Origin of the sequence: Gillisia lutea, assembly GCF_021568705.1 — a bacterium.
GTDB lineage: Bacteria > Bacteroidota > Bacteroidia > Flavobacteriales > Flavobacteriaceae > Gillisia > Gillisia lutea.
Window position 1 is genome coordinate 291717 of the sequence record NZ_JAKGTH010000009.1, and the last position, 24930, is coordinate 316646.

Sequence of the window (24930 nt, forward strand, 5' to 3'; positions counted from 1 at the left end):
TTGCAGGGCGGAAGAGAATTCTTTCGCCTTGTTAATTTTCTAATGTTCTTTTACACCTATGTTAACCAGAAGACATATTCGCGTTAAGGTAATGCAGTCACTTTATGCATTTCACCAAAGTCAAGACAAAAACTTCAATGTTGAGGAGAAATTCCTGAAAAAAAGTATGCAGGAAATGTACGACCTGTTCTTACTACTTTTGAAGCTGAAAGTCGAAATTAAATCCTACTCAGAGAATTATCTCGAGAAATCACAAAAAAAGTTTCTGGCAACACAGGAAGAGATCGATCCCAATAAAAAATTTATAAATAACAGGGTTTTCCGAATTCTGGAAAACAATATCCAATTACAGGAGGCTTGGGAAGACAGGTCTGTCAATCAATGGAGCAAAGACAGTGAATATGTAGCACTTCTTTGGGAGGAGATCATGAAAAGTGAAGCTTTTCAAACCTACATGAGCAGTGGGGATTCTAGTTTTAAAGAAGACAAGGATTTTGTGATCTTACTTTTAAAGGAATTTATTGCACCTAACGATAAAGTGTACGATTATTTAGAAGACACTAAATTAACCTGGCTGGATGACCTTCCATTGGTTAATACTGCTATCCTGAAATTCTTGAATAAATTAAAGGAAAATACCGCACAAGATTCTAAGCTTCCTAAACTCTATAAAAGTCCGGAAGATGAAGAGTTTGCAATAAATCTCTTTAGAAAAGTACATTTAAATGAAGAAGAACTTTCTAATGAAATGCTAGGTAAAACTCCTAACTGGGATAAAGAACGAATAGCCGACATAGATACGATTCTTATAAAAATGGCATTGTGCGAGTTTTTATACTTCCCGTCCATCCCGGTAAAAGTTACTATTAATGAGTATTTGGAAATTGCTAAAGAGTATAGCACACCAAAAAGTAGCATTTTTATCAACGGGGTTTTAGATAAATTATCTAAAGAATATAAGCAGGATAATCGCCTTAATAAAATAGGTCGTGGGCTTATGTAAGAGTTCAGAAAAATTAGTATTTTTAGCTTTTAATTAAAATCTGTTTTATTATGAAAAAAGGAATTTTGGTGGTAGCAGCCATTGGAGCAATATTTTTTACTTCTTGCAAAGATGATGCTTCCAGTAAAGTGAATGCTGCAAATGTTGAAACTGCTGCAGAACGTGATGCGCAAGCTGTATATTATCCTGAAATGACATTTGAAGAAAGTGAATTCGATTTTGGAACTATTGCAAAAGGTACCAATGTAGAACACGTTTTTAAATTTACCAACACTGGAAAAGCACCACTTGTAATTACAAATGCTAGTAGCAGTTGCGGTTGTACCGTACCTTCTTATCCAAGAAACACTTCAATTGCTCCTGGAGAAACCGGAGAAATGACCGTTAAATTTAATGGATCGGGACAAGGGCAGGTAACTAAAACAGTTACAGTTTCTGCAAATACAGAGGCTGCAACAGAAAAATTAACAATCAAAGCTTTTGTTGAAGCTGATGCTGAACCATCTGTTTAATAAACGCTTTCAAATCAATTTATGGAACAATTAACGCAATTTGCCCCAATTATATTAATGTTTGTAGTGGTGTATTTCTTTATGATACGCCCTCAAATGAAAAAAGCTAAACAAGAAAAAAGTTTTGCCTCTTCTTTAAAAAAAGGAGACCGTATTATCACTAAAAGTGGAATGCATGGTAAAATCGTCGATTTTAGTGAAAAAAACAATTCTGTTATTATTGAAACCGGAGCAGGTAAAATAACTTTTGATCGTTCTTCTATTTCTATGGAGATGAGCAAATCCCTGAACGAACCATTAATAGAGAAAAAATAGTTTTTCTTTTATATAATAAAAAAGGTCTGTTTGAACTATCAAACAGACCTTTTCCTTTTTAATGGTAGATTAAAGTGATTTTTATCTAAATGTAGAGGAGTTGACACCCATCTTGATCGGCCTGATTATAGAAGTCGCCAATGGTTAATATTCCATCAAGATCATCAATAAGCTCTTTTTCTTCTAAGTGAAACATATCTACTGCAAGCTTACATGCCCAAAGTTTCACACCCGAGTCGGATAGTATTTCTAAAAATTCATCAACCGGCGGAATGTCGAGTTTATCCATTTCTTTTTTCATCATTTTAGAAGCTATGGCTTCCATTCCCGGTAGACCACCTACCATGGTTGGAATATGCATTGCCGGATTTCCTACCGTAGCAACATGTAGCTTGTTGAGCTTTTTTTTCTGAACTGCTTCTAATCCAAAGAAAGTAAAGAAAATTTCAGCCTCAATCCCTTCCATTCTGGCACCATTGGCCATTATAAATGCTGCATACACGTTTTCTATAGTTGCCTTAGATAGTACAAAGAGCATTTTTTTAACTTTAGACTTTGTCATGATCTTATAATTTTAATTTTTAAATACAGCTTTTTGGTTTTGGAACTCCCGCAATTTTAGTAGAGAGTTTCAAAGGGCCTCCGGGAAATAGAGCGTAAAATTCTTTAATATCAAGCACTCCGCTTTTCTTAATACCACGAATAGACAAAGCTTCCCCAGCATTTACTCGGTCCTGTATCCATTTTATGATTTCCCAATGACGGTCGGTTAATTCAATTTCCTCATTTTTTGCAAGTTCCTTTGCTATTTCGGGAGTCCATTGCGAGAAATCGGTTAGATACCCATCTTCGGTTACATTGATTTCGGTTCCTGAGATTGTAGTTGTCATAGTTTTAGTTTTTATCTTGTTAATCTAATTTTTTTCCTGCCGTGGTCATGTTTCTGCTAACAAATGGAATGGAAATTCCTTTTAATAACATATTCCAATAGATCCATCTAAAGGCCAGCTTCCCCCAATGGTTAAAGACACTTTCTTTAAGTAATTTTAATGGGCCTATTCCCGGAAATGGAAATGTACCTTCTACTGGTTCTTGCTTGTAATTGAAATCTATTAGAAGGGCTTTATTCTTTCCTGTTTCAATAAAGCAATTAGCATGACCATCAAATTCTTCTTTAAGTGGTTTACCGTCTATATATAATAAGATGTTATCGGTTAATGTCTCTGATTCAAAATGCGCCACTGAGCCTGCCTTAGAAGCGGGCACGTTAGTAGCATCTCCAATTACAAAAACATTCTCATGATCTTTAGACTGCAATGAATTCTCGTGGGTAGGAACAAAATTGAGATCGTCACCCATACCTGATCTGGCAATTACATCGTCACCCATATTAGTTGGAATGGTTACCAATAAATCGAAATCAATTGCTCTTTCGCCATAATCTACTATTTTATTGTTTTCATTATCTACACGCTCAATTGCAAAATCTGTTTCCAACTTAATGTTTTTCTCTTCAAGTAAATATCCTAGAGTAGCCGCGCTTTTTTCTTTAGTGAAGGCTCCGGAAAGTGGAGTTACATAAGAGATCTCTACTTTGTCTCTCATCCCTTTCTTTATAAAAAAAGAATCAGCTAAAAAAGCAAACTCCAAAGGAGCAACTGGACATTTAATAGGCATTTCAGTTAAATGAACTAATAGTTTTCCACCTTCCCATTCTCTAAGCTTGTTTCTAAGCGCTAGAGCTCCTTCATAAGTATAGAAATCGAATACGTTTTTATGCCAGTTTTTACCTTTCATACCTTCAACTTCTTCAGGGGCAATCTTAGACCCGGTGGCAATAATTAAAATGTCGTAGCTCAAGGTTTCATCTTCTAATTGAACTTTATTTTCTTTTGGGAAAATCTGCTCAATTTTTTTCTGAATGTAATTCACTCCTTTCGGAATGAATTTTTTTCCTACTTTCTTAACCTGTTCTTCGGTATATGTATCAAAAGGCAGAAATAAAAATCCGGGCTGGTAGTAGTGGGTTTTATATTGATCTACGATTGATATATTCCATAGATCCTTGCTGAGTTTAGGACGAAGGTGGTTCGCCATCATAGTTCCGGCGGTTCCTGCTCCTAATATGACTAAGTTTTTCATAATGAATGGCATTTTTTATTATGATGTAAAATTATAGTACTCATACAGTGAATTTTATGATAACCATCATAAAACCATCAATATTCACCCTGCGCAGGTGACATCGCGCTTGAAATACTACGTTTTTAAAAGAGGAATAGAAAGGGCCGCCAATTTAAGAGGATTTGAAAAGATCTATTATAAGTATATATTGTATTTAGTACGCTGCTGTACTTATAATGAAAGCGACTTAACTTAAATATTAGATTTACAAGTACTTAGGGTGCACTTTCAATCATATTTTTTACTCTTAGTATGAATTAACATTTATTTCGTATTTAATGTTAATTAGATGATGGTTTTATAGAAGGGTTAAAGAGCTCTTTTTTTGATGATTTTTTAATTGAATTTACTTCAACTTGACGTTTTGTGCATTTTAAAATGTTAATTTCAAGGATGTTGTTACTTATTCCATGTGAGGCAATGTCTGTTAAAAGTTAAAACCAAACCTTTCATCGATGAAAAATCTTAGTAAAATTTTAAGAGTTGTAAAAGCTATAAAATCTCTAAAACAGAGGATGGTTTAAATTGTTAAAAAAAAATCTACTAATACTGGGTAAAATAATTAAATTCTCATTTAAAATCCAAAAATTTTAAAGATAATCTAAAAAAATGAAGTTATATTATATTTTCACTTCTTGATATTTAGGTTTTTTAAAAAATTTTAACATTTCCACATTGTAGAAATTAACCGAAATTCCTAATTTAATCTTAATGAAAGTCATAGTTTTTTAGTAGGCTAATATTTTTTATTGAATATTATCCCTATTTAAAATTTAAGCTTTGTAAGAAACATTTAATGTGACTTACTTGGCGAAGCCATGACCAACAGCCTTCAAAACTCATAAAAATCCTACTTGCACTACCCCCAATTAGTGACGGTTACATTATTAGAACTTAACTATAATGACCCGGAGTTATCAATATTCTTCTAAAGATTGGGGAAGACAATAAAAGGTAGTATTCTTCCCGGCATATTCAAGCCATAATCTTCAGAATTTAATACTCCGCTTCTGTGGGAAATACTCTGGGATTTTTTATCCCAGAGCAAGTTTTAAATTTAAATGTATAAGGTATGTCATGGTATGTGTTATATACGAAGCCTCGAGCGGAAAAAAGGGTGGCAAAAAACCTGGAATCGGCGAAAATAGAGATTTATTGTCCTATTGTCACTGAGGTTAGACAATGGAGCGACCGGAAAAAGAAGGTAGAAGTGCCCTTATTCACGTCGTATGTCTTTGTAAAATTAAAAGACAAGGAGCGACAAAAGGTTTTCGAATTTCCTGATGTTATAAGATATCTTTATTGGTTGGGTAAACCAGCCGTTGTTAGAGATCATGAAATTGAGACTATTAAGAATTGGCTTGATACAGATAATTATGATGATTTTGTTATAAAAAATCTGTCACCGGGAGATAGGGTTAAAATTACCTCAGGTGCTCTTAAAGACCAAGATGGTATCATAAGGCATATAGGTACGAAGAGATTATCACTGGTGCTAACTGAAGCTGGTTGCACGGTTAGTGTAAAACTTAAAGAAGTGGTTTAAAGTAGGCCTTACCGTTACCTTTCATAATATTTTAAAACATTACAATCTTATTGTAAGTATACTATACCCCTAATACACTCCAAAAATGATTTTATGTGCCCCTAAAAGCACCCTGTAAAATCAAATTAAAGTAGTTGCCGACCCCTAATAAGCAACGGATTCATTAAAGATATTTTAAATGACCGGAGTTTTAAAAATTCTTCAAATTAGGGATGGGCAGGTTCTAGCCAATATTACTGGCATTTCGAACCTCAAAAATTTCTAAAATCTTATTGATACTTGATCTTTCGAAAAGGATATTCTATTATATATCTCTTTCCCGGAACGGTTTAAGAATATTCGAAATTTAAATTTCTGAATTTTTCCACTGTGAGCTCCATAGAAAATAATACGTGTTCTATCAATATAATATGCAGGATGAATTATAGTAATAATTAATAATGGCAAATATGAAAGTAGCGCTAATAACAGGAGTAACAGGTCAAGATGGGGCTTATCTAAGCGAATTCTTATTAAGAAAGGGGTATTTAGTTCACGGTTTAAAAAGAAGGACTTCCCAATTCAATACAGATCGTATAGACCATCTTTACCAGGATCCTCATATAGAAAATAGAAATTTCATTCTCCATTATAGTGATATGACAGATGCCGCTTCTGTGATTGGTCTAATAAAGCAAATACAACCAGATGAGATATACAACTTGGCGGCAATGAGTCATGTGCAGGTTTCTTTTGAAATTCCGGAATATACAGCCAATACCGATGGGTTAGGCACATTGCGAATTCTGGATGCTGTAAGATTATTAGGGTTGGAGCATAAAACCAAAATATATCAGGCATCTACCTCCGAGTTGTATGGGAAGGTACGAGAAGTTCCGCAATCGGAGACTACTCCGTTCTACCCTCGAAGTCCCTATGCTGTAGCCAAATTATATGCTTACTGGATGACAGTTAATTACCGGGAAGCTTATAATATGTTTGCTTGTAACGGTATTTTATTTAATCATGAGTCTCCCGTTAGAGGAGAAACCTTTGTGACGCGAAAAATAACAAGAGCAACAGCTCGAATTGTATTGGGTTTACAGGATAAGTTTTACTTAGGAAATCTGGATGCCATGCGGGATTGGGGACATGCCAAAGATTATGTACGTATGATGTGGATGATCCTCCAGGCTGAAGAACCGGAGGATTGGGTAATTGCAACAGGAAAAACCACCAGTGTACGGGACTTTGTAAGAATGGCATTTGCTCAAGTTGGAATAGAATTAGAATTTCAAGGAAATGGAGTAAATGAAAAAGCTGTGGTAATAGAGTGCACACATCCAGATTATCAATTAGAAGAAGGGAAAGAAGTTCTGGCGGTAGATCCACGTTATTTTAGGCCTACAGAAGTTGATGTTTTGGTGGGAGATCCCACAAAAGCAAACACTAAATTAGGATGGATTCCTGAATATGATCTTACTACATTGATTAAGGAAATGATGGAAAGCGACCTGGAAATTATGAGAAAGGACCGGTATCTCAATGAGGTTGGTTTTAAAGTGCTTAATTATTTTGAATAGCATTCATTAAAATGTTTTACTCCTTTAGATAATATACAATGGAAGCGTACAAAGAATATGATTATCTGCTTATTGGCGCAGGAATTATGGGATTAACGATATGTTTTGAGCTTCAGAAAAAATATCCGGATAAAAGAATTGCTATAATTGAAAAGGAAAACGATGTAGCCAAGCATGCCAGTGGTAGAAATAGTGGCGTTTTACATGCAGGCTTTTATTATACTTCTAATTCCTTAAAAGCTAAGTTCACCAAAGATGGTAATATGCTTATGAAAGAATTTTGTGATTCTAACGGAATATATGTGAATCATTGTAAAAAAGTTGTTGTTGCTAGTAATGAAGAGGAGTTAAGGGTGTTGTATGAGCTGTATGATAGAGGTAAGCAAAATGGTGTGGATATTAGTTTAATTGATGAGGAAGAATTATACCAAATCGAACCTAACTCAAAGACCTATAAAAGAGCACTTTTTTCACCAACTACAGCCAGTGTGAATCCGGTAGAAGTATGTAAAAAACTTAAAGAGATCTTGATTGAAAAGAAGGTTGATTTTTTTTTCAATACTAAATACTTAAAAAGGAAGGAAGATATTATAGTAACGAATAAAGTTAATTTTAAGCCTAAACTTTTAATTAATGCTGCTGGACTTTATGCTGATGTTATAGCTAAAGATTATGGGTTTTCCAGAGACCGTATTATCATTCCATTTAAAGGTATTTATTTAAAGTATACCGGTTCAGATCAACTAATAAAAACAAATATTTATCCGGTGCCTAATTTATTAAATCCATTCTTAGGAGTTCATTATACTGTTACTGCCGATAATCATATAAAAATTGGACCTACCTCTATGCCCGCATTTTGGAGAGAGAATTATGGAGGATTGAGAAACTTTAAACTAGCAGAATTTTTACAAATAAGTTATTTTGAAATATTGCTATTTATTACTAATTCCTTCAATTTTAGAAAATTGGCAATTAGCGAGATAAGGAAGTACAATAAAGCTCATTTCGCAGGTTTGGCTAAAAAACTTACAAATAACCTAGAGATCAGGAAATTCAACCAATGGTTAAAGCCCGGGATAAGAGCCCAGTTATTAAATAAAAAAACACTGGAACTTGAAATGGATTTTATTATAGAAGGTGATAGCAAATCAATTCATCTATTAAATGCTGTGTCTCCCGCATTTACATGTAGTTTTTCTATAGCAAAATATTTGATGAACACTGAAAATTTAAGAGAACCAGAACCTAAAAGTGAGACAATTACATATTCATAAAAAGATATACAAAAACACTTAAGCCATAGTAATTAATAGAACCAACAAAAAGATTGAAAGATGCAAAGGGATTCTAAAATTTATGTAGCGGGTCACCGTGGATTAGTTGGCAGTGCCATACTTAACAATTTAAAGATAAAAGGCTATACCAATATTGTAACAAGAACTCATGAAGAATTAGATCTTATTAGTTGTGAAGAGGTGGCCAATTTTTTTATGGAAGAAAGACCCGAATATGTGTTTCTGGCAGCAGCAAAAGTAGGAGGGATAGTGGCTAACAATACCTATAGAGGAGATTTTATCTACCAAAATTTAATGATTCAAACCAATGTAATTCATCACAGTTATCTCAATAAGGTAAAGAAATTACTGTTTTTGGGAAGTACTTGTATCTATCCCAAGAACTGTCCACAGCCCATAAAGGAAGATTATCTTCTTACCGGAAAGCTGGAGTACACCAATGAGCCTTATGCAATAGCCAAGATAGCTGGAATTAGAATGTGTGAAAGCTACAATCTTCAGTATGCAACTAATTTTATTGCTGCTATGCCTACAAATTTATATGGCCCGAAAGATAATTTTGATCTTGAAAAATCCCACGTATTACCGGCCTTATTACGTAAAATGCATTTGGGAAAGGCATTAGAAACGGGAAATTGGGAAGACATAAGATCTAATTTAAGTATAATGCCAATAGAAGGGGTGAATGCTAATTCAGATAAACGCGCTATTCTAGACATTTTTAGGAAATACGGAATAGAAGCTAAAAATGGGAAGGTACAAATTGAAATATGGGGTAGCGGAAGACCAATGAGAGAATTCCTTTGGAGCGAAGAGATGGCTGATGCATGCGTATTCTTAATGAAAGAAATTGATTTTGAAGATATAAAACGCGAAATAAATTCGGCAGAAATTAGAGATACACATATAAATATTGGTACAGGAAAGGATATTTCTATAAAGGATTTGGCGTATTTAATAAAAGAACGGGTTGGTTTTGAAGGTGAGCTTTTTTTCAATACAAATAAGGCCGATGGTACTCTTAAAAAAGTCACTGAAATTTCCAAGTTACAGAAGTTGGGATGGAATAGTTCTATAAGTCTCGAAGAAGGTATTGCAAAATTTTACGTAGAATTTCTCAAAATATCTTCGGCTTCTGAGATATGGAAATAAGTATCCTAATATAAATTTCAAGCACTCTTTTATATAAAACTTCAATAATGTTAAAGATACCATTGTCATTTCATACCTATTTTGACAGGAAATATTGGTGGATATGGTTTGCTGTATGCATTATAGCATTATGTATACAACTGCTAACATTAGATGTCTTACCTCACCTTCAACAAGATGAGGCTCAAATAACGGATTACGGCAGGCTTGCCCTTAACCCTACAAGCGATTGGGCAATCACCTGGTGGATGAGAGAAGGAAAGCCCCTATTACTTTGGTCATACTTAGGGCCATTACTTGCTGAGGTTAGTTATCAGGTTACCGGGGCTTCAGGGCTAGGTCCTAGAATAGCGGGTTTGCTGGGTGGGATGTTTGCCGGAACCATGTGCCTTGGATGGTTGCTTTCAAAACGAGTACAAGGTTTTGCAGCATTTGGTTTAAGCCTGGCATTAATGTTAGACCCCCTTTTTGTGTTATCTCAACGAATAGGAAGAGTAGATAGTTGGGTAATAGGATTATGTCTGGCCTGTTGTTGGCTGTTACAAGTTATTTCAGAAAAGAAAAGTACCTCTATAAATAAGGGGAATATGATGGCAGCTGGAGGTGTCGCTGCTATAGCTACCCTGGTATGGCCGTCGGCATTTTTTCTTTATCCTCTAATAATATTGGAACTGGTTCGAATTGGTAAAGCAAAAAAAGCAATAGCCAGTAAGTCTAAATTTTTAGCGAAAAAGCTTTTCTACTTTGGATTAGGGGGAGGTATAGTGACAGTTTTATTGTTATTACCAATACTCGAAAATGTGCTGATCATCTTTGGCGATATGTCCAGTATGGTAGCACAAAATGTGGACACCACAAAAGGGGGGGGCAGTAGGTTGTTTGCCTTAATAGATATTCAGGTCTGGTTAAAAATGATTAAAGCATTTGTAAAGACCTTTACGCCCATACTTCCAATTTTAGCAATTTTGGGCGTTATGGTACGCCGGGATAAAGGCGGGATTCTGGTTACAATAATAACTATATCCTTAATTTTTACATCTCTAGTATATGAATTCAGAGTTCTATATCTACTCCCATATTTCGTGTTATTAAGCAGTGGATTATTTATTAAAGGTGTAGAGAGCACATCAAAAAAATGGATAAATAAAACAACAAAATTTGGCTTAGGCTTATTGGTTGTTTGGAGCATAGGAATATCACTAGGGGTAAGAACCTTCTTGGGGTGGGAAGCAAAAACTGAGCTTAATAGAAACAGGTTAGCCAAGCTTGCTACTTCCTCCATAGGCGCGGGAAATTACAAAGTGTTTTTAGGATTTACGTACGAACTGTATTTTGTTGGGAGATCGCTAGGATGGAAATTATATACGCCAACTATTCAGTTTTCATATGATGAACAAGGGAATTGGATAAGACATAATGATTATGAACCCAAGGATAAGTTTTTACAACTACTTTCAGAAATGGATTATGCCATATTTCCAGTTGGTTCAGTAAACAGTGAACTGGAAAAGCAATTGAAGATTTCTGGCCTGGGTTTATGTGGTAATATAAGCTCCAGTATAGATAATCAGTTTAAAGGGGATGAAGTTAGTGAAAACAGAGATAATAAGGAGATTTTTCTCTGGTTTCTTCAGGGTAAAACGAGCTATGGCTCTTACGTATTATACAAACGTGATAATTGCCCCGACTAGGATAGATTTTATAAGGAATGCAATCAAAAAGCGAGATTAATCAAATTATCGGTCAGAGCTCAGGTTTTTTCAAAAGAGCCTATAATTTGGGGCCGTGGTTGTTCATTGCAGCTGGAATTATATATGTTGTATTTCATTTGTTAACTCTAAAAATATCTCCTATCCCGTGGTTTGATGAAACATTCTTTGCGAGTTTAACCTCAAGTTACACATCGGTAGGAGAGTTTAATTTGGATATTGCGCCCTACGAACATAATGATGAGTTACTTTTATATGGTCCCATATATTTCTGGATCACCTCTTGGGTAACAAGAATTATAGGCTTTGGCATTTTCTCTTTTCGGCTTACCGGGTTAATCGCTAGTTTTTGCTGCATTTTTATATTCTATAAGATTCTCAGTTTATATTTAACTAAGCGAAATTTAGTTTATTTAATAACGGCAGCATTTGCGTTAGATTCTCTATTTAATTCCAATATGCATACCGGGAGGATGGATAGCCTGGCATTGTTTTTTGCACTTTCGTCTATCTATATTTATTTAAAGACCATTCAACAAAATAATTATAAGAACAAAGTAAAACTCATTGCATTCAGTTTTTCAGGATTGCTATTTTCATTAGCCTTATTAACCACACCCCGAATTGGAATATTATTACTAGCCTTAGCAATAATGCAGTTTATCCAATTAATAAAAGTATTTAGCATTAAAAATGTTACACGGCTCCTGGTTTTTTGGAGTACGATCTTAATCACTTATATTATATGGATATTCTATGCCTTCGGAAGTATTGAAGGTTTATTGAGCTATTATTCAGAATTTACAGAATACGTGAGCAGTGGCCTGTTCTTTCCTAAGCAACAAATACCCCTGGTTATAATAACTTTTCTAGCTTTTATTGCGGGTGCTGTTGTTAATTATAATAAGTATTTATCGAAACCGGTAGTATTATCTACACTTTCAGTTTTATGTTTTTATTTTTTGGTAAGTGACAGAGGTCAGTATTCGGTTATAATTGCACCATTTCAGTACTTACTAATAGGGATGACAGTGGTGTTACTCTTATCCTATTTAAGAAGGGAATCATCTGCGTTTAAAAAGCTATTATATTATTCGCCCTTGGCCCTTATACTTATATATAACCTGGCATTTTTTTCTTTGAAGGGTTTAACGCTATACATTGCTCATGAAACAAGGAACCCCGAATATGTTACAAGTTTTATGAAAAGCCAGCTTACCCCAGACAGTAAAGTGGTAGGTGATGAAGCTTATTATTATGCGGTAAAGCATGCCGGGGGAGATTTTCAGTATATAAGTATTTTCAAAAATGTTACCGAGAGAGAGCATTACCAGAGAATGGTGTACGATTACGATTATATTGCCTGGTCTGATAAGCTCCAAAGAGAGCATCCCTATATCTTAGATACGTATCGTAAGAATTCAAAACTTATTGAAATAGCCAGGTTTAATCATTACCAAAATAAAGATATGCCCCTAGTAACATTATTTCTCACATCGCTTAATGTCCCCGTAAAACGCTCATATAGTGGCACTCTTTACAAGAGAATTAAATAATCCCCCTTCGTACATATACAGAGAATTAAATACTCTAGAACGATCATTCAAGTATATAATCAGAAACATATAAATATATAAGTCATGGTAAATGTAGGTATAATTGGTTATGGGTATTGGGGGCCCAACCTTGTAAGAAATTTTTTTGCGGCTAATGGCTGCACAGTAAAAATGGTAGCCGATGCCCGCCCAGAAAGGCTGCAACAGTTAGCAAAAGTGTTTCCCTCTATAGATGCTGTAAATAGCGCAGAGGATATTATTTATGATCCTAAAATTGATGCGGTAGTAATTGTTACACCTGTATGCACTCATTTTAATTTGGCCAAAAAGGCATTATTAGAGGGAAAACATGTTCTTATAGAGAAACCAATGGCATCTTCTACTGAAGAAGCTGAAATGCTTATAGATCTCGCCGAGCAAAAAGGAGTACTGCTCATGGTAGATCATACTTTTTTATACACCGGGGCCGTACAGAAGATGAAGCAATTGGTGGACAGCAAGGAATTAGGATGTATTAAATATCTGGATTCTACCAGAATAAATTTAGGTCTTTTTCAATCTGATATCAATGTACTATGGGATTTGGCGCCGCATGATTTATCTATTCTGAGTTATATTGTTAACGAACGCCCTTATAGTGTAAATGCCAGGGGAATCACCCATACTCACAATAAAATAGAAAACATTGCTTATCTCACGGTTAATTTTGAATCGGGCCTGATAGCTCATTTTAATTGTTCATGGACCAGTCCCGTAAAGGTTAGAATGATGTTGGTAGGTGGCGATGAGAAAATGATACTTTATAATGACCTAGAGCCTACTGAAAAAATTAAAATATATGATTCTGGCTATAGTTATGAGAATGACGAAGAAAAAAACCAGGTTATGATAGATTACCGGGTGGGGGATATTCACGTTCCTAAACTTGCAACCACAGAAGCACTACTTGGAATGGCCAACGATTTTATTTCCTGTATTCAGGAAAAAAAACAACCTAGATCCTCCTGTTATTTAGGTTTGGAAGTGGTGAAAATTTTGGAGGCTTCAAATAAATCAATTAAGCACGAGGGAAGGGAAGTAGTTTTGGAAAACTCACATATTCCTGTTACTCAAAGTGCTTATTAAGAATTAAAAATCATCTATGGAAACCATTACTATTGATAATAATAAGCAAAGCTTACATAATGTAAGAATAGGTAAGCAGGTAAAGATATACAACTTTGTGAATGCCTATGGCTGTAGCATTGACGATGGTTCTAAAATTGGAACGTTTGTGGAGATACAAAAAGGAGCTAGCATTGGTAAGCACTGTAAAATATCCAGTCACAGTTTTATTTGCGAAGGAGTGCATATCGCCGACAATGTTTTTATCGGGCATAATGTCACTTTTATAAACGATAAATTTCCACGGGCGACTAATGAGGATGGCTCTCAGCAAACAGAAGAAGATTGGAAGTGTATTGAAACCTATGTAGAAGAAGGAGCGTCTATAGGCTCTAGTGCCACAATTCTTTGTGGGGTTCGAATATCTAAAAAAGCGATCATTGGAGCAGGCTCTGTAGTTACAAGGGATGTTCCTGAAAACGCTGTGGTGGCAGGCAATCCTGCCAAAATAATTAAGTACTTGGATCAAAAACTTGTATGATATGTATAATTCAGCAATTCAGGAGAAGATCTCCTGCCTGGACCTAAAAGGTCAACATCAACAAATTAAAGATGAAATATTCGAAGCTTTTGAAAAGGTATATGAAAATACTGCTTTTTCGGGAGGTACTTTTGTTGAAGAATTTGAGAATAACTTCGCTGCTTTTTGCCAGACAAAATATGCGGTAGGGGTTAATAATGGTACTTCGGCATTGCACCTAGCGATGCTTGCTTTAGGTATCGGGAAAGGGGATGAGGTAATAGTTCCTGCAAATACTTTTATAGCTACGGCCTGGGGAGTATCTTATACCGGTGCTACACCCGTATTTGTAGATTGTACATCTGATACCTGGCAATTGGACGCTTCAAAAATTGAAGAAAAAATCACATCCAATACAAAGGCTATTGTAGGAGTTCATTTATATGGTCAGCCCTTTGATGTAGATTCGGTAAAAGCTATTTGCAAAAAACACAACCTCTATATGCTGGAAGATGCGGCCCAAGCACATGGAGCTACCTATAGAAATAAGCCCGTAGGTGGGTTTGGTGAAATGGCATGTTTTAGCTTTTATCCAGGAAAGAATTTAGGTGCTTGTGGAGAAGCTGGAGGGATTGTAACAAATAATCCAACATATCAGGAACATCTATTTAGCTTAAGGAATCACGGCACTAAAGTTCGCTATTATCATGATGAACTTGGCTTTAATATGCGAATGGGAGGACTTGAGGCTGCTTCCCTCGATATAAAGTTGAAATATCTTCCAGAGTGGAATAATCGAAGAAGATCGATAGCACAAAGATATCAGCAGGAAATTAAAAATGTCGATATACAATTGCAAACTCAGCCGCAATGGTCAGATTCTGTTTATCATCTATTTGTGGTTACTACTCAAAATAGGGACAGGTTCATTAAATACCTTAATGAAAATGGAATTTTTCCCGGTTTGCATTATCCTGTTCCCTGTCATTTACAAAAGGCCTATTCTAATTTGGGCTATAGGGAGGGAGATTGCCCAGAGGCAGAATATTTAGCGGCACACTGTGTTTCCCTGCCTATGTATGCTGAACTTACCGATAAGGAAGTAGATTATGTGATCAGCATGGTAAATGCCTATAAAAATGGCTAAGAAGAAGCTTGTTATCTTCCCTTATAATGGCAATGGAATAGAAGCATTAGACTGTATCGATTTTGATGTATATGAGTTGATAGGGTTTATAGACGACGATCCTCACAAAACATCAGGACATTATACCATTTACTCTCGCGATATTCTTCAAAATCATAAGGATCTATTTGTATTGGCGGTTCCAGGTAGTCCCTCTTCCTTCCATAAAAGGGAAGAAATTATAAGTTCATTAGGAATTAATATTAGCAGATATATTACTGCTATTCACAAAAATGCATCTATTGGAAAGAATGTAATAATAGGGCGGAATTGCCTTATTATGGCAGGAGTGGTACTAACTAGCAATGCCAGGATTGGAGATCATATATGTGTACTGCCAAATTCGGTAATTCATCATGATTCTACAGTAGGTAATTATACATTAATTGGTAGTAATGTGGTGGTGGCAGGAAGTAGCTCAATAGGACATAATTGTTATATAGGAAGTGGCACCACCATTATAAATAATATAAATGTGGGAGATTTTAGTTTAGTAGGTTTAGGGAGCAATATTCTTAAAGATGTTCCTACTCATTCCAGAATGGTGGGTAATCCTGCAAGAAATCTCAATTCGTTTAGCCAGCAAAAAATGATATAACTTATGAAAAAGGTCTCCGTAATTATTCCGGCATTTAATGAGGAAGAGAATATCGATCGGCTCGTAGAAGAGTTAAATTTATATTTTAAAGAAGAGGTGCGCTTTTCTACAGAGATCATATTTGTGAATGATGGTTCTTCTGATGCGACCATGGAAAAACTTAAAACGGCACGACATACATACTACTCTTATAAAATAATTGGCTTTTCTAGGAATTTTGGTTCACATGCTGCACTAAGAGCCGGAATATTGCAGGCAAAGGGAGATTATATAACTTTTATGTATGCCGATCTACAGGATCCATTAAGCCTGGTAAGTGAGCTGTTTGAAGAAATAGAGAGCAAGCGCGTAGATATTGCATGGGCATTTAGAAGTAAAACATCAGCAGGAACTACCGAAAAATTGTTCTCTTCAGCATATGCTGCGCTTATGCGTAAATATGCAATTCCTAACTTTCCGAAGAAAGGTTTCGATATAGTGATGTTCAGTAAGAAGGTCAAGAATTGCCTAGATCATAATGTTGAAAATAATTCATCCATTTTTATTCAAATCTTAAGTCTTGGCTTTAAACAATCTGGGATAACCTATGAGAAGCAAGAACGTATTCTTGGAAAATCTAAATGGACCATATCAAAAAAGATCAAATTACTAATAGATTCCTTTGTAGCTTTTTCCTTTGCGCCAATTAGGTTGGTTTCATTTATAGGTATCGCCTTTTTTGTTTTAGGAATTTGCTGGTCGGCCTATATTATTTACAGGAAGTTCATGTATGATGATCTGGCAAGTGGATGGCCGGCATTACTTTCTATTTTGATGGTAGGGTTTGGAGTAACAAATATTTGTTTAGGCATAATTGCCGAATATTTATGGCGTACACTCGATGCCAGCAGGAAAAGGCCCGTCTTTGTGATAGATGAAATTGTAGAAAAAGCTTTTGAACTTGAGCTCGAAGAAAGATTAATTATAAGCGACAAATAAATGACAAGGACGATAGTATATATTTTGTTATACGCAGCCTTTAATGTTACGGGAGCAGCCTTAATAAAATGGCAGTTAAAAGGAAGAAGCCTAGAAACAATGGAGGAATGGTTAAAATTAATTTTAAACATCCCCTTTGTCATGGCATTCCTGTTAATAATTCTTTCTGCACTTGCATTTTTTAAAGCCTTGTCTACAAACAGTTTTTCTTTAATAATACCAATTGCAACCGGGATCAATTTTATTTTAACAATAGGAGTAGGGTACTATTTATTTCATGATAAGTTATCTACACTATCCTATGTGGGTTTTATACTCATAATAGGCGGAATTATTTTATTAAGTCTAAACACTCAAACTCATGCGTAACAAGATTTACAACAGCAAAATATTAGTAACTGGAGGGGCCGGTTTTATAGGGTCTTATGTGGTTGAAGAACTTCTTAAAAGCGACCCTAAAAAGGTTATAATAATTGATAATCTAATACGAGGAAGCTTCGAAAATATGAAATCGTTTATAGACAATCCTTTGGTGCATTTTATAGAGGGAGATGTTAGAGATACCGCTTTAATGGAGAATTATGTATCAGGTACAGATTATGTTTTTCACATGGCGGCATTGCGCATTAATTCTTGTGCTGCCAATCCTGAGGAGGGATTCGAAGTGATGCTGAGATCGACTTTCGATTTGGCTCAACTTTGTGTTAAGTATAAGGTGAAAAAGGTTATTTACAGTTCCAGTGCTTCTGTGTATGGATTAGCTCAGCACTTTCCTACTCCAGAAACCGATACTCCATACGATAATCAAACATTTTATGGTGGTGCAAAACTATGGGGAGAGCAGCTATTTAAAAGTTATAAATTCATGTATGACTTAGACTATGTTGCGCTTCGATATTTTAATGTATATGGAGCAAGAATGGATACCGATGGGAAGTATACCGAAGTAATGATACGCTGGTTGGATTGTATACACGAAGGCAAAGCGCCTCTTATTTATGGAGATGGTAGTACTACTATGGATTTTGTTTATGTAAGAGATGTTGCTAAGGCCAATGTTGCAGCATTGCTTTCTAATGTAACCGATGAGGTTTTTAATGTAGGAAACTGTGAAGAAACCAGTCTTAAACAACTGTTGGACGTTTTACTTAAAGTTAATGATTCCAGGCTAGTTCCCGAATATAGGGAAGAAAATTCGGTAAATCCGGTGAGCAGAAGATTGGCCGATAATACCAAAGCTAAGCAACAACTAAATTTTGAACCCTCAATTAGTTTAAAAGAAGGTCTTAAAGAGCTTAGTGAATGGTACTTTGAAAAGAAAAAATCAATAAACTTACGTGTATGATACCTATAGCAAAACCTTATTTAACAGTCGAGGAAGCACAAGCTGCTTATGACACGATACTTTCTGGATGGATCACTCAGGGACCAAAAGTGCAAAAATTCGAGGAAGATTTTGCAGCTTATACCGGTGCGAAATATGCTGTAGCAGTATCTAATTGCACTACCGCACTTCATCTTTCTATGATTGTTGCTGGGATAAGTGAGGGAGATGAGGTTATCTGCCCTTCATTGAGCTATATTGCTACAGCGAATTCTATACAATATGTAGGAGCTACACCCATATTTGCTGAAGTTCAGCCAGCTAACTATAATCTAGATCTTGTAGATGTAGAAAGTAAAATCACAAATAAGACTAAAGCCATTCTACTGGTTCATCAAATTGGAATGCCTGCGAATATTGATGATTTTAAAATACTATGTGAAAAATATAATTTAAAATTAATAGAAGATGCAGCCTGTGCGGCAGGAGCGGCTTATAACGAACAAAAAATAGGCTCGCATTCTGAGTTGGTATGTTTTTCTTTTCATCCGCGAAAAGTAATTTCAACCGGAGATGGTGGCATGATTACAACAAATAGAGAAGATTATTACAATAGATTAAAACTTTTGCGCCAACATGGGATGTCGGTAAACGATAGGGTAAGACATGTATCAGATAAAGTGATTTTTGAAGACCATCTAGAAGTAGGTTATAACTATCGTATGACAGATATTCAAGCTTCGGTAGGTATCATGCAATTAGAGAAACTTGATTGGATTGTAAATGAGCGCAGGAAGATAGCCCAAGCATACAATAAAGCTTTTAAAGATTTGGATTATATACGATTACCTCTAGAAGGCAGCGGTGTTTTTAGTAATTATCAGTCATACAGCATTTATTTAAAACCATCCTGTCCAATAGATAGAAACACCATTATGCAAAAGTTATTAGATAAAGGAATTGCTACAAGAAGAGGAATAATGAATACTCATAGAGAAACGGCCTATACACGCAACCACGAAGTTTATAATTTACCGGTCTCAGAAGATCTTCAAGACAGGTCTGTCATCTTACCTTTATTTGTTCCCATGTCAAAAGATGAGGTTGATTATATTATAGATTCTTTCATCGAAATAACCCATCCCACGGCAGTCTCTGTTTGAAATTTATTACATGGAATTTTAATGAATTATTTGCTTATAAAATTTGTGGTTTTGAGGATTATAGGAGAAGAAGGAAACAGCTATTTATGCATATGAGAATAAATTCTAGGCGTTATTTTTGGAAAATTTGGATGATATTCGTTTTTATTATCGCAACCATATTTTTCACAGTTCTTGATTATGCCCCGTTTCTTCATATTGATGAATTTACAATTGTAGATTTAGGGAGAACAATACTTAACCCAAGGTCCGATTGGTCAATAACCTGGATGATATCAGAAAATCACCCGGCCATAAATGTGTTCTATCTGGGTGCTGTATTTCAGGAATTAACATTACAAGCCTTGGGAGAATATGGTCCCAGAATATCAGGAATTATAGGAGCATTAGTAGCAGCAACAGTATTGATGGCCTGGCTTCTTAAAAGAAGAACTCCTCATAAAATAGTTCTAATTTTAGGATTGGTCTTTTTATTAGACCCCATCTTTGTTCAGGCCTATACCGTTGGACGCTTAGATGGATGGGCTATGGCGTTTTGTTTTTTATCCTGTCTAAGTTTACGACAAGATATTTACAGGTCATTTACAGGGTTAAGATCGAAGCTTTTTATAGTATTTGCTGGGATAGCGGCCGCATTAGCTATATTTATTTGGCCGTCGGCTGCTTTGTTATATCCTTTAATTTTAATGGAACTATTTTTAGTGACAAAGAAGTATAGACTGGAGGGTAAAAATATAAAAAACACATTGCGTCCTTCAATACTATTCAGTTTTGGTGCATTGCTAGCGGTTATTTTATTAACTATTCCCATTGCTTCTTTATTGAAAAGTTCTCTTAGTAGTATACTTGACGGCATATTACTGAATTTGCATTATGGAGCGGCCAATGGCGTAGAACAACAATCATTCTTAAGTTCAGATGGTATTATCACCCTTTTAAGAATTTTAAAATTCAGTCCTTTTTTAGTAATACTGGCCCTTACAGCCGCTGTTATTAAAAGGAATAGCGAATTGATCGTTGCAGGAATACTTGCAACTATGGTAATAGTACTCAGCTTAGTATATCTAAATAGAGTATTGTACCTAATTCCTTATATGATTTTATTGGTTGCTGCGTTCTATTCAAATTATTACAAGTTAAGCTGGAAGTCGGGGGCTTCTTCATTTAAAATTATAGGTTTAATTCTTTTATTAATTTGGCCAATCTCAATTTCGATTATTGGAAGAACGACACTTGCGGTTCAAATACGAAATGAAGATAACAGGAAATTAATGCATCTTGCCGCAAAGGAAATGATAGGTCCGGGAAATTATTCGGTATACCTTCCCGGGCCCGAATTCTACTATGCAGGCCGTGCTTTAGGCTGGAAAATGTATAGGCCTTATGCTGCATTTGGAGACACTCTTTCTTCAGCTATGTTAAAGGAAATGATACCGAAATTAGACTATGTAATCATGCCTGAATGGGAAGAAGATAAGGTGTTTGATAGCCTGCTTACTAAAAAAGGGATTGTAGGAAATGGTTGGTATGCATTATACGAGAAACAAGCGCAACCCCAAACTGTTAAAACAACTAATCTTCATAGACTTAGAAATCTTTTTTTTATTCACCCTAAAGCATATGGACCTTATAAATTATACGCAAGAAGAAAAAATACAGGATTACAGATAGGACAAAGAGATTAGAAGGTGGGTTGATATTAAAGGTCTAAAGAATAAAAAAAATATTTCGAGATAAAATTTAAAATGAATTACGCGCTCCTCTCGAAAACATTCTTATGAAATTATTAACCAAGGTACTGGATAGGCCTTTCTATGCAAAGGCATGGGAATGGGGTAGATTGATCACCATAACCGGTGCCGCACAAGGTTTAATTCAAATAATAGGATTTATAAGTGGTATCCTTATAATTAGGCTACTACCTACACAGGAATATGCTTTATATATTTTAGCAAACACCATGTTAGGTACAATGACGATTCTTGCCGATGCTGGAATTTCTACAGGAGTAATGGCACAAGGTGGAAAGGTTTGGCAGGATAAGAAAAAATTAGGCTCTATTTTAGTTACCGGATTTGATTTAAGAAGAAAATTTGCGTTTTATTGCTTACTAATTTCTATTCCCATACTCCTTTATTTATTGAGGCATCATGGAGCAAGCTGGTTAATGTCTATTTTAATAATAGTTTCCATTATACCTGCTTTTTTAACCACTCTTTCGGGAAGCCTATTAGAAATAGCTCCTAAGTTAAAGCAAGATATACATGCCCTTCAAAAAATTCAAATTGGAGGAAATTTTGGACGCTTATTACTTCTTACCCTAACACTTTTTATTTTTCCATGGGCATTTATAGCAATATTTGCTGCGGGATTACCTCAATTCTGGGTAAATATCAAGCAAAGGAAATTAGCTTCAGGCTATGTAGATTGGAAACAGATTGTAAGCCCTGTTGTTAGAAAAGAAATTCTATCATTTGTTAAATTGATATTTCCCGGAGCCGTTTATTACTGTTTATCGGGGCAAATTACCATATGGATACTTTCGTTATTTGGAACAACAACTGATGTAGCCAATATGGGAGCTTTAGGAAGATTAGGAATGGCCCTTAGTGTTTTTAGTATGCTTTTTGGAATATTAGTACTGCCTCGTTTTGCCAGGCTACCTAGTGTTGCGACCGTTTTGTTTAGCCGGTTTGTAATTATCAATACTGTATTTATTATTTTGAGTGTACTTATTATTGGAGTCGTATGGGTGTTCCCTTCTCAAGTATTATGGATTTTGGGAAAAGACTATTCCTATCTGCAATATGAGCTTATTTTAAGTATTATAGGCAGTTGCACTGGTTTACTGGCTGGCGCATTATTTGGATTATTTACTAGTAGAGGCTGGGCTATAAAACCCTATATTTCTATACCCCTAAGTATTTTATCACTAGTCTTGGGAGCTGTGATTTTTGATGTGTCAAATTTACGAGGAGTTCTAATGTTCAATATTTTTATTATAGGATTTCAGGCATTAATGAATGGTTCATATTGTTTACTTAAAATAATGTTTGTAGAAAAAAAGATTAGCATTAATTAGAAACTTTATTAGTAGGTATGAGCTCAGTTATATGCACCCTTTTTGAAGGCCATTACCATTATGGAGTAGCAGCCTTAACAAATTCTTTATTCCATCAGGGCTTTAAAGGGGAAATATTTGCCGGCTATCGTGGTGAGTTGCCACAATGGGCTCATTCAGCTAAAGAGAATAAAACTCTGAGATTTCCTAATGCCAGTACTTTTGCTATAAATAATGTTATTCAGCTTCATTTTATTCCGTTAGAAACAAGTTACCACCTTACTAATTATAAGCCAGATTTTATGTTAAAGCTTATAGAGGGTGTTACCAGGGATGCCGAAAGTATATATTATTTTGATCCAGATATTGTAGTAACAACTTCCTGGACATTTTTTGAAGAATGGATTACATATGGTGTAGCATTGTGTGAAGATGTTAATTCTCCACTATCAAAAAATCATCCTAGAAGAAAAGCCTGGCGTAAATATTTCGGGGAAAAAGGTTTAACGCTTTCCTATAAAGATGTTGGATATGCCAATGGAGGCTTTGTAGGATTATCAATCAATAATAAAAGTTTTCTTGAATCATGGAAACATATTCAGGTAAAAATGGCTCCGGCAGTCGGGGGATTAAGTAGATCCCAATTTAAGGAATATGCAGCTTTACCAAAAGAAGCTCAGGGAGCATTCGCTCCTTTTTCAAGAACCGATCAGGATGCGTTAAATGCCACGATTGAAGCATGGAATGGCGATATAAGTCTGATAGGGCAGGAAGGAATGGCCTTTAAATCGGGCGAACCTCTCATGCCACATGCATTAGGCCCCATGAAACCGTGGTTATTGAAACCTATTTCTCGAGCTTTAAAAGGAAGTCCTCCAAGGTTAGTAGATAAAGAATACTGGAAATATGCCAATAATCCTATTTTTTCACAACCTCCCAAGCTCATTAAAACTAAATTGATGGCTATTAAAATAGCAGCTCTCTTAGGTAGGTTTTATAAACGTAAGGAATTTTGAAATACAGCTATTAGTACTCCAGAGCGATTGGATTATAAGTCTGTGAAAAATCAACCCATATCATATACGCCTAATGAAGCCATTGGTCTCAATAGTTATTCCTGTATTTAATTCGGACGAATATTTAGCTGAAACAATTGAATCGGCCATACATCAATCATACCCGAATACAGAAATTATTATTATCGATGATGGCTCGACAGATAGATCGCTTCAAATTGCTAAAGGATATATAAAACATGGTGTCAATGTTAAATCTCAACCCAATAAAGGTGCTAGTGCAGCAAGAAATCATGGGATTTCACTGGCAAAGGGAAGCTATATTCAGTTTTTAGATGCCGATGATTTGTTGCATCCCGATAAAATAACTCATCAAATACAAACTATTCAGGAGTATTCAAATTTAATTTTAATAGGTAGTACCTGGCAAAGGTTTGATGAAAATATAAACAAAGCATATAAAAAAAGACCTTATACTGAAAATGAAACGAAATTTTTTGAGAAGGAGGAATGGTTAATTGATCGGCCATACATGATTCCCCATACCTGGTTAGTTTCCAGAAAACTTATCTCACTTGCAGGCCTGTGGAATGAAAAGCTATCTTTTAATGATGATGGAGAATTTTTTTACAGAATAGTTGCGGCCTCAAATGGAGTGGTAATAGATCATAGAGCTTCCGCATATTATAGATCAGGCAATTTGAATAGTTTATCTCATAAACGTGATCGGGCAGCTATGATCTCTTGGTTACAATCTGTAAGATCTTATAAATTTATAGTAAAGCAAGTTGTAGGGGAAAGAGGAAATGATGCAGTTGATAAGAGTTTCTTTGAGCTTAGTTACAACTGCATAGATACATTCCCCGATCTTATAGAAATTTGTAAGCGAGAAATGTATAATCCTAATAAACAATATTATCTAAGTGATAAGTTAGTTTACAATCTCACTAAAATTATTGGTTTGAGAAAGGCTAAAAAGGTACGAAGTATTATTAGCGGGATAAGAGATATTGGTGTTGTAAGTAAAGTTATTTATAAAACAAAGAATCTCATTGGCTGGTCATCGTATTGCTTATAAATACAAACAATTAGAGGGTAGAAAACTTAACAATAGACTTGTTAGTATAATATGTAATTCTCACT

Annotated in this window: 24 protein-coding genes; 21 read left to right on the forward strand and 3 right to left on the reverse strand. The window is 35.3% G+C overall.

Annotated elements, in window-relative coordinates; all coding sequences use genetic code 11:
- Positions 1-58: 58 nt before the first annotated feature.
- From nusB to yajC, 3 genes are read left to right on the forward strand one after another with little or no spacing between them, the layout of a single operon-like run.
- A complete protein-coding gene (nusB, locus tag L1I30_RS10795) occupies positions 59-1003 on the forward strand; it encodes a transcription antitermination factor NusB (RefSeq protein WP_236134303.1) in 945 nt (314 codons plus the stop codon).
- 50 nt (positions 1004-1053) lie between these two features.
- Positions 1054-1515 carry a DUF1573 domain-containing protein gene (locus L1I30_RS10800; protein ID WP_236134304.1) on the forward strand — a complete coding sequence of 154 codons (462 nt, stop codon included), beginning with the start codon at positions 1054-1056 and terminating at the stop codon, positions 1513-1515.
- A gap of 21 nt (positions 1516-1536) precedes the next feature.
- Positions 1537-1830 carry a preprotein translocase subunit YajC gene (yajC, locus tag L1I30_RS10805; protein ID WP_236134305.1) on the forward strand — a complete coding sequence of 98 codons (294 nt, stop codon included), beginning with the start codon at positions 1537-1539 and terminating at the stop codon, positions 1828-1830.
- Positions 1831-1915: 85 nt separating this feature from the next.
- On the opposite strand, the gene L1I30_RS10810 is transcribed toward yajC, so the two are convergent.
- The 3 genes from L1I30_RS10810 to sqr are packed head-to-tail and all read right to left on the reverse strand — an operon-like array spanning position 1916 to position 3972.
- Positions 1916-2392 (reverse strand): DsrE/DsrF/DrsH-like family protein, encoded by a 477-nt coding sequence (locus L1I30_RS10810; RefSeq protein ID WP_236134306.1) that lies wholly within the window; start codon positions 2390-2392, stop codon positions 1916-1918.
- Positions 2393-2411: 19 nt separating this feature from the next.
- Complete coding sequence (locus tag L1I30_RS10815) at positions 2412-2720, reverse strand: TusE/DsrC/DsvC family sulfur relay protein (protein WP_236134307.1); 309 nt, start codon at positions 2718-2720, stop codon at positions 2412-2414.
- A 19-nt stretch (positions 2721-2739) separates the two neighbouring features.
- Positions 2740-3972: a type III sulfide quinone reductase, selenoprotein subtype gene (sqr, locus tag L1I30_RS10820; protein WP_236134308.1), complete on the reverse strand. Its 1233-nt coding sequence runs from the start codon at positions 3970-3972 to the stop codon at positions 2740-2742.
- Between the two features lie 1114 nt (positions 3973-5086).
- Here sqr and L1I30_RS10825 point away from each other — a divergent pair.
- From L1I30_RS10825 to L1I30_RS10910, 18 genes are all read left to right on the forward strand, one after another.
- Entirely contained in the window at positions 5087-5560 is a 474-nt protein-coding gene (locus L1I30_RS10825) for a UpxY family transcription antiterminator (protein WP_236134309.1), read from the forward strand.
- 449 nt (positions 5561-6009) lie between these two features.
- On the forward strand, positions 6010-7122 hold the full coding sequence (gene gmd / locus L1I30_RS10830; protein ID WP_236134310.1) for a GDP-mannose 4,6-dehydratase: 1113 nt from the start codon (positions 6010-6012) through the stop codon (positions 7120-7122).
- A 38-nt stretch (positions 7123-7160) separates the two neighbouring features.
- On the forward strand, positions 7161-8399 hold the full coding sequence (gene lhgD, locus L1I30_RS10835; RefSeq protein WP_236134311.1) for an L-2-hydroxyglutarate dehydrogenase: 1239 nt from the start codon (positions 7161-7163) through the stop codon (positions 8397-8399).
- A 60-nt stretch (positions 8400-8459) separates the two neighbouring features.
- Entirely contained in the window at positions 8460-9572 is a 1113-nt protein-coding gene (locus L1I30_RS10840) for a GDP-L-fucose synthase family protein (RefSeq protein WP_236134312.1), read from the forward strand.
- Between the two features lie 47 nt (positions 9573-9619).
- Positions 9620-11263 (forward strand): hypothetical protein, encoded by a 1644-nt coding sequence (locus L1I30_RS10845; RefSeq protein ID WP_236134313.1) that lies wholly within the window; start codon positions 9620-9622, stop codon positions 11261-11263.
- Between the two features lie 17 nt (positions 11264-11280).
- Positions 11281-12837 carry an ArnT family glycosyltransferase gene (locus tag L1I30_RS10850; protein WP_236134314.1) on the forward strand — a complete coding sequence of 519 codons (1557 nt, stop codon included), beginning with the start codon at positions 11281-11283 and terminating at the stop codon, positions 12835-12837.
- Positions 12838-12921: 84 nt separating this feature from the next.
- The gene (locus L1I30_RS10855) at positions 12922-13962 is read left to right on the forward strand and encodes a Gfo/Idh/MocA family protein (RefSeq protein ID WP_236134315.1); all 1041 of its coding nucleotides are present in this window, start codon (positions 12922-12924) and stop codon (positions 13960-13962) included.
- Positions 13963-13978: 16 nt separating this feature from the next.
- The gene (locus L1I30_RS10860) at positions 13979-14482 is read left to right on the forward strand and encodes an acyltransferase (protein WP_236134316.1); all 504 of its coding nucleotides are present in this window, start codon (positions 13979-13981) and stop codon (positions 14480-14482) included.
- Position 14483: 1 nt separating this feature from the next.
- Positions 14484-15608 (forward strand): DegT/DnrJ/EryC1/StrS family aminotransferase, encoded by a 1125-nt coding sequence (locus tag L1I30_RS10865; RefSeq protein WP_236134317.1) that lies wholly within the window; start codon positions 14484-14486, stop codon positions 15606-15608.
- A complete protein-coding gene (locus L1I30_RS10870) occupies positions 15601-16245 on the forward strand; it encodes an acetyltransferase (RefSeq protein ID WP_236134318.1) in 645 nt (214 codons plus the stop codon). The genes L1I30_RS10865 and L1I30_RS10870 overlap by 8 nt, the downstream gene beginning before the upstream one ends.
- A 3-nt stretch (positions 16246-16248) precedes the next feature.
- Positions 16249-17223, forward strand: a complete 975-nt coding sequence (locus L1I30_RS10875; RefSeq protein ID WP_236134319.1) for a glycosyltransferase — start codon at positions 16249-16251, stop codon at positions 17221-17223.
- Positions 17224-17592, forward strand: coding sequence for a hypothetical protein (locus L1I30_RS10880; RefSeq protein ID WP_236134320.1), 369 nt, complete (start codon positions 17224-17226; stop codon positions 17590-17592).
- Positions 17585-18568 carry an NAD-dependent epimerase/dehydratase family protein gene (locus tag L1I30_RS10885; protein WP_236134321.1) on the forward strand — a complete coding sequence of 328 codons (984 nt, stop codon included), beginning with the start codon at positions 17585-17587 and terminating at the stop codon, positions 18566-18568. Before L1I30_RS10880 ends, L1I30_RS10885 begins: the two co-directional genes overlap by 8 nt.
- Complete coding sequence (locus tag L1I30_RS10890; protein ID WP_236134322.1) at positions 18565-19710, forward strand: DegT/DnrJ/EryC1/StrS family aminotransferase; 1146 nt, start codon at positions 18565-18567, stop codon at positions 19708-19710. Before L1I30_RS10885 ends, L1I30_RS10890 begins: the two co-directional genes overlap by 4 nt.
- A gap of 92 nt (positions 19711-19802) precedes the next feature.
- Positions 19803-21395 carry an ArnT family glycosyltransferase gene (locus L1I30_RS10895; protein WP_236134323.1) on the forward strand — a complete coding sequence of 531 codons (1593 nt, stop codon included), beginning with the start codon at positions 19803-19805 and terminating at the stop codon, positions 21393-21395.
- Between the two features lie 92 nt (positions 21396-21487).
- Entirely contained in the window at positions 21488-22792 is a 1305-nt protein-coding gene (locus tag L1I30_RS10900) for an MATE family efflux transporter (RefSeq protein ID WP_236134324.1), read from the forward strand.
- Positions 22793-22809: 17 nt separating this feature from the next.
- On the forward strand, positions 22810-23787 hold the full coding sequence (locus tag L1I30_RS10905; protein WP_236134325.1) for a hypothetical protein: 978 nt from the start codon (positions 22810-22812) through the stop codon (positions 23785-23787).
- Positions 23788-23860: 73 nt separating this feature from the next.
- On the forward strand, positions 23861-24865 hold the full coding sequence (locus L1I30_RS10910) for a glycosyltransferase family 2 protein (RefSeq protein WP_236134326.1): 1005 nt from the start codon (positions 23861-23863) through the stop codon (positions 24863-24865).
- Positions 24866-24930 lie beyond the last annotated feature (65 nt).

What these genes read in the sequence shown, in the direction of transcription:
- nusB (WP_236134303.1), top strand. Translation starts at nt 59, where the DNA reads ATGTTAACCAGAAGACATATTCGCGTTAAGGTAATGCAGTCACTTTAT.
- L1I30_RS10800 (WP_236134304.1), top strand. Translation starts at nt 1,054, where the DNA reads ATGAAAAAAGGAATTTTGGTGGTAGCAGCCATTGGAGCAATATTTTTT.
- yajC (WP_236134305.1), top strand. Translation starts at nt 1,537, where the DNA reads ATGGAACAATTAACGCAATTTGCCCCAATTATATTAATGTTTGTAGTG.
- L1I30_RS10810 (WP_236134306.1), bottom strand. Translation starts at nt 2,392, where the DNA reads ATGACAAAGTCTAAAGTTAAAAAAATGCTCTTTGTACTATCTAAGGCA.
- L1I30_RS10815 (WP_236134307.1), bottom strand. Translation starts at nt 2,720, where the DNA reads ATGACAACTACAATCTCAGGAACCGAAATCAATGTAACCGAAGATGGG.
- sqr (WP_236134308.1), bottom strand. Translation starts at nt 3,972, where the DNA reads ATGAAAAACTTAGTCATATTAGGAGCAGGAACCGCCGGAACTATGATG.
- L1I30_RS10825 (WP_236134309.1), top strand. Translation starts at nt 5,087, where the DNA reads ATGTCATGGTATGTGTTATATACGAAGCCTCGAGCGGAAAAAAGGGTG.
- gmd (WP_236134310.1), top strand. Translation starts at nt 6,010, where the DNA reads ATGAAAGTAGCGCTAATAACAGGAGTAACAGGTCAAGATGGGGCTTAT.
- lhgD (WP_236134311.1), top strand. Translation starts at nt 7,161, where the DNA reads ATGGAAGCGTACAAAGAATATGATTATCTGCTTATTGGCGCAGGAATT.
- L1I30_RS10840 (WP_236134312.1), top strand. Translation starts at nt 8,460, where the DNA reads ATGCAAAGGGATTCTAAAATTTATGTAGCGGGTCACCGTGGATTAGTT.
- L1I30_RS10845 (WP_236134313.1), top strand. Translation starts at nt 9,620, where the DNA reads ATGTTAAAGATACCATTGTCATTTCATACCTATTTTGACAGGAAATAT.
- L1I30_RS10850 (WP_236134314.1), top strand. Translation starts at nt 11,281, where the DNA reads ATGCAATCAAAAAGCGAGATTAATCAAATTATCGGTCAGAGCTCAGGT.
- L1I30_RS10855 (WP_236134315.1), top strand. Translation starts at nt 12,922, where the DNA reads ATGGTAAATGTAGGTATAATTGGTTATGGGTATTGGGGGCCCAACCTT.
- L1I30_RS10860 (WP_236134316.1), top strand. Translation starts at nt 13,979, where the DNA reads ATGGAAACCATTACTATTGATAATAATAAGCAAAGCTTACATAATGTA.
- L1I30_RS10865 (WP_236134317.1), top strand. Translation starts at nt 14,484, where the DNA reads ATGTATAATTCAGCAATTCAGGAGAAGATCTCCTGCCTGGACCTAAAA.
- L1I30_RS10870 (WP_236134318.1), top strand. Translation starts at nt 15,601, where the DNA reads ATGGCTAAGAAGAAGCTTGTTATCTTCCCTTATAATGGCAATGGAATA.
- L1I30_RS10875 (WP_236134319.1), top strand. Translation starts at nt 16,249, where the DNA reads ATGAAAAAGGTCTCCGTAATTATTCCGGCATTTAATGAGGAAGAGAAT.
- L1I30_RS10880 (WP_236134320.1), top strand. Translation starts at nt 17,224, where the DNA reads ATGACAAGGACGATAGTATATATTTTGTTATACGCAGCCTTTAATGTT.
- L1I30_RS10885 (WP_236134321.1), top strand. Translation starts at nt 17,585, where the DNA reads ATGCGTAACAAGATTTACAACAGCAAAATATTAGTAACTGGAGGGGCC.
- L1I30_RS10890 (WP_236134322.1), top strand. Translation starts at nt 18,565, where the DNA reads ATGATACCTATAGCAAAACCTTATTTAACAGTCGAGGAAGCACAAGCT.
- L1I30_RS10895 (WP_236134323.1), top strand. Translation starts at nt 19,803, where the DNA reads ATGAGAATAAATTCTAGGCGTTATTTTTGGAAAATTTGGATGATATTC.
- L1I30_RS10900 (WP_236134324.1), top strand. Translation starts at nt 21,488, where the DNA reads ATGAAATTATTAACCAAGGTACTGGATAGGCCTTTCTATGCAAAGGCA.
- L1I30_RS10905 (WP_236134325.1), top strand. Translation starts at nt 22,810, where the DNA reads ATGAGCTCAGTTATATGCACCCTTTTTGAAGGCCATTACCATTATGGA.
- L1I30_RS10910 (WP_236134326.1), top strand. Translation starts at nt 23,861, where the DNA reads ATGAAGCCATTGGTCTCAATAGTTATTCCTGTATTTAATTCGGACGAA.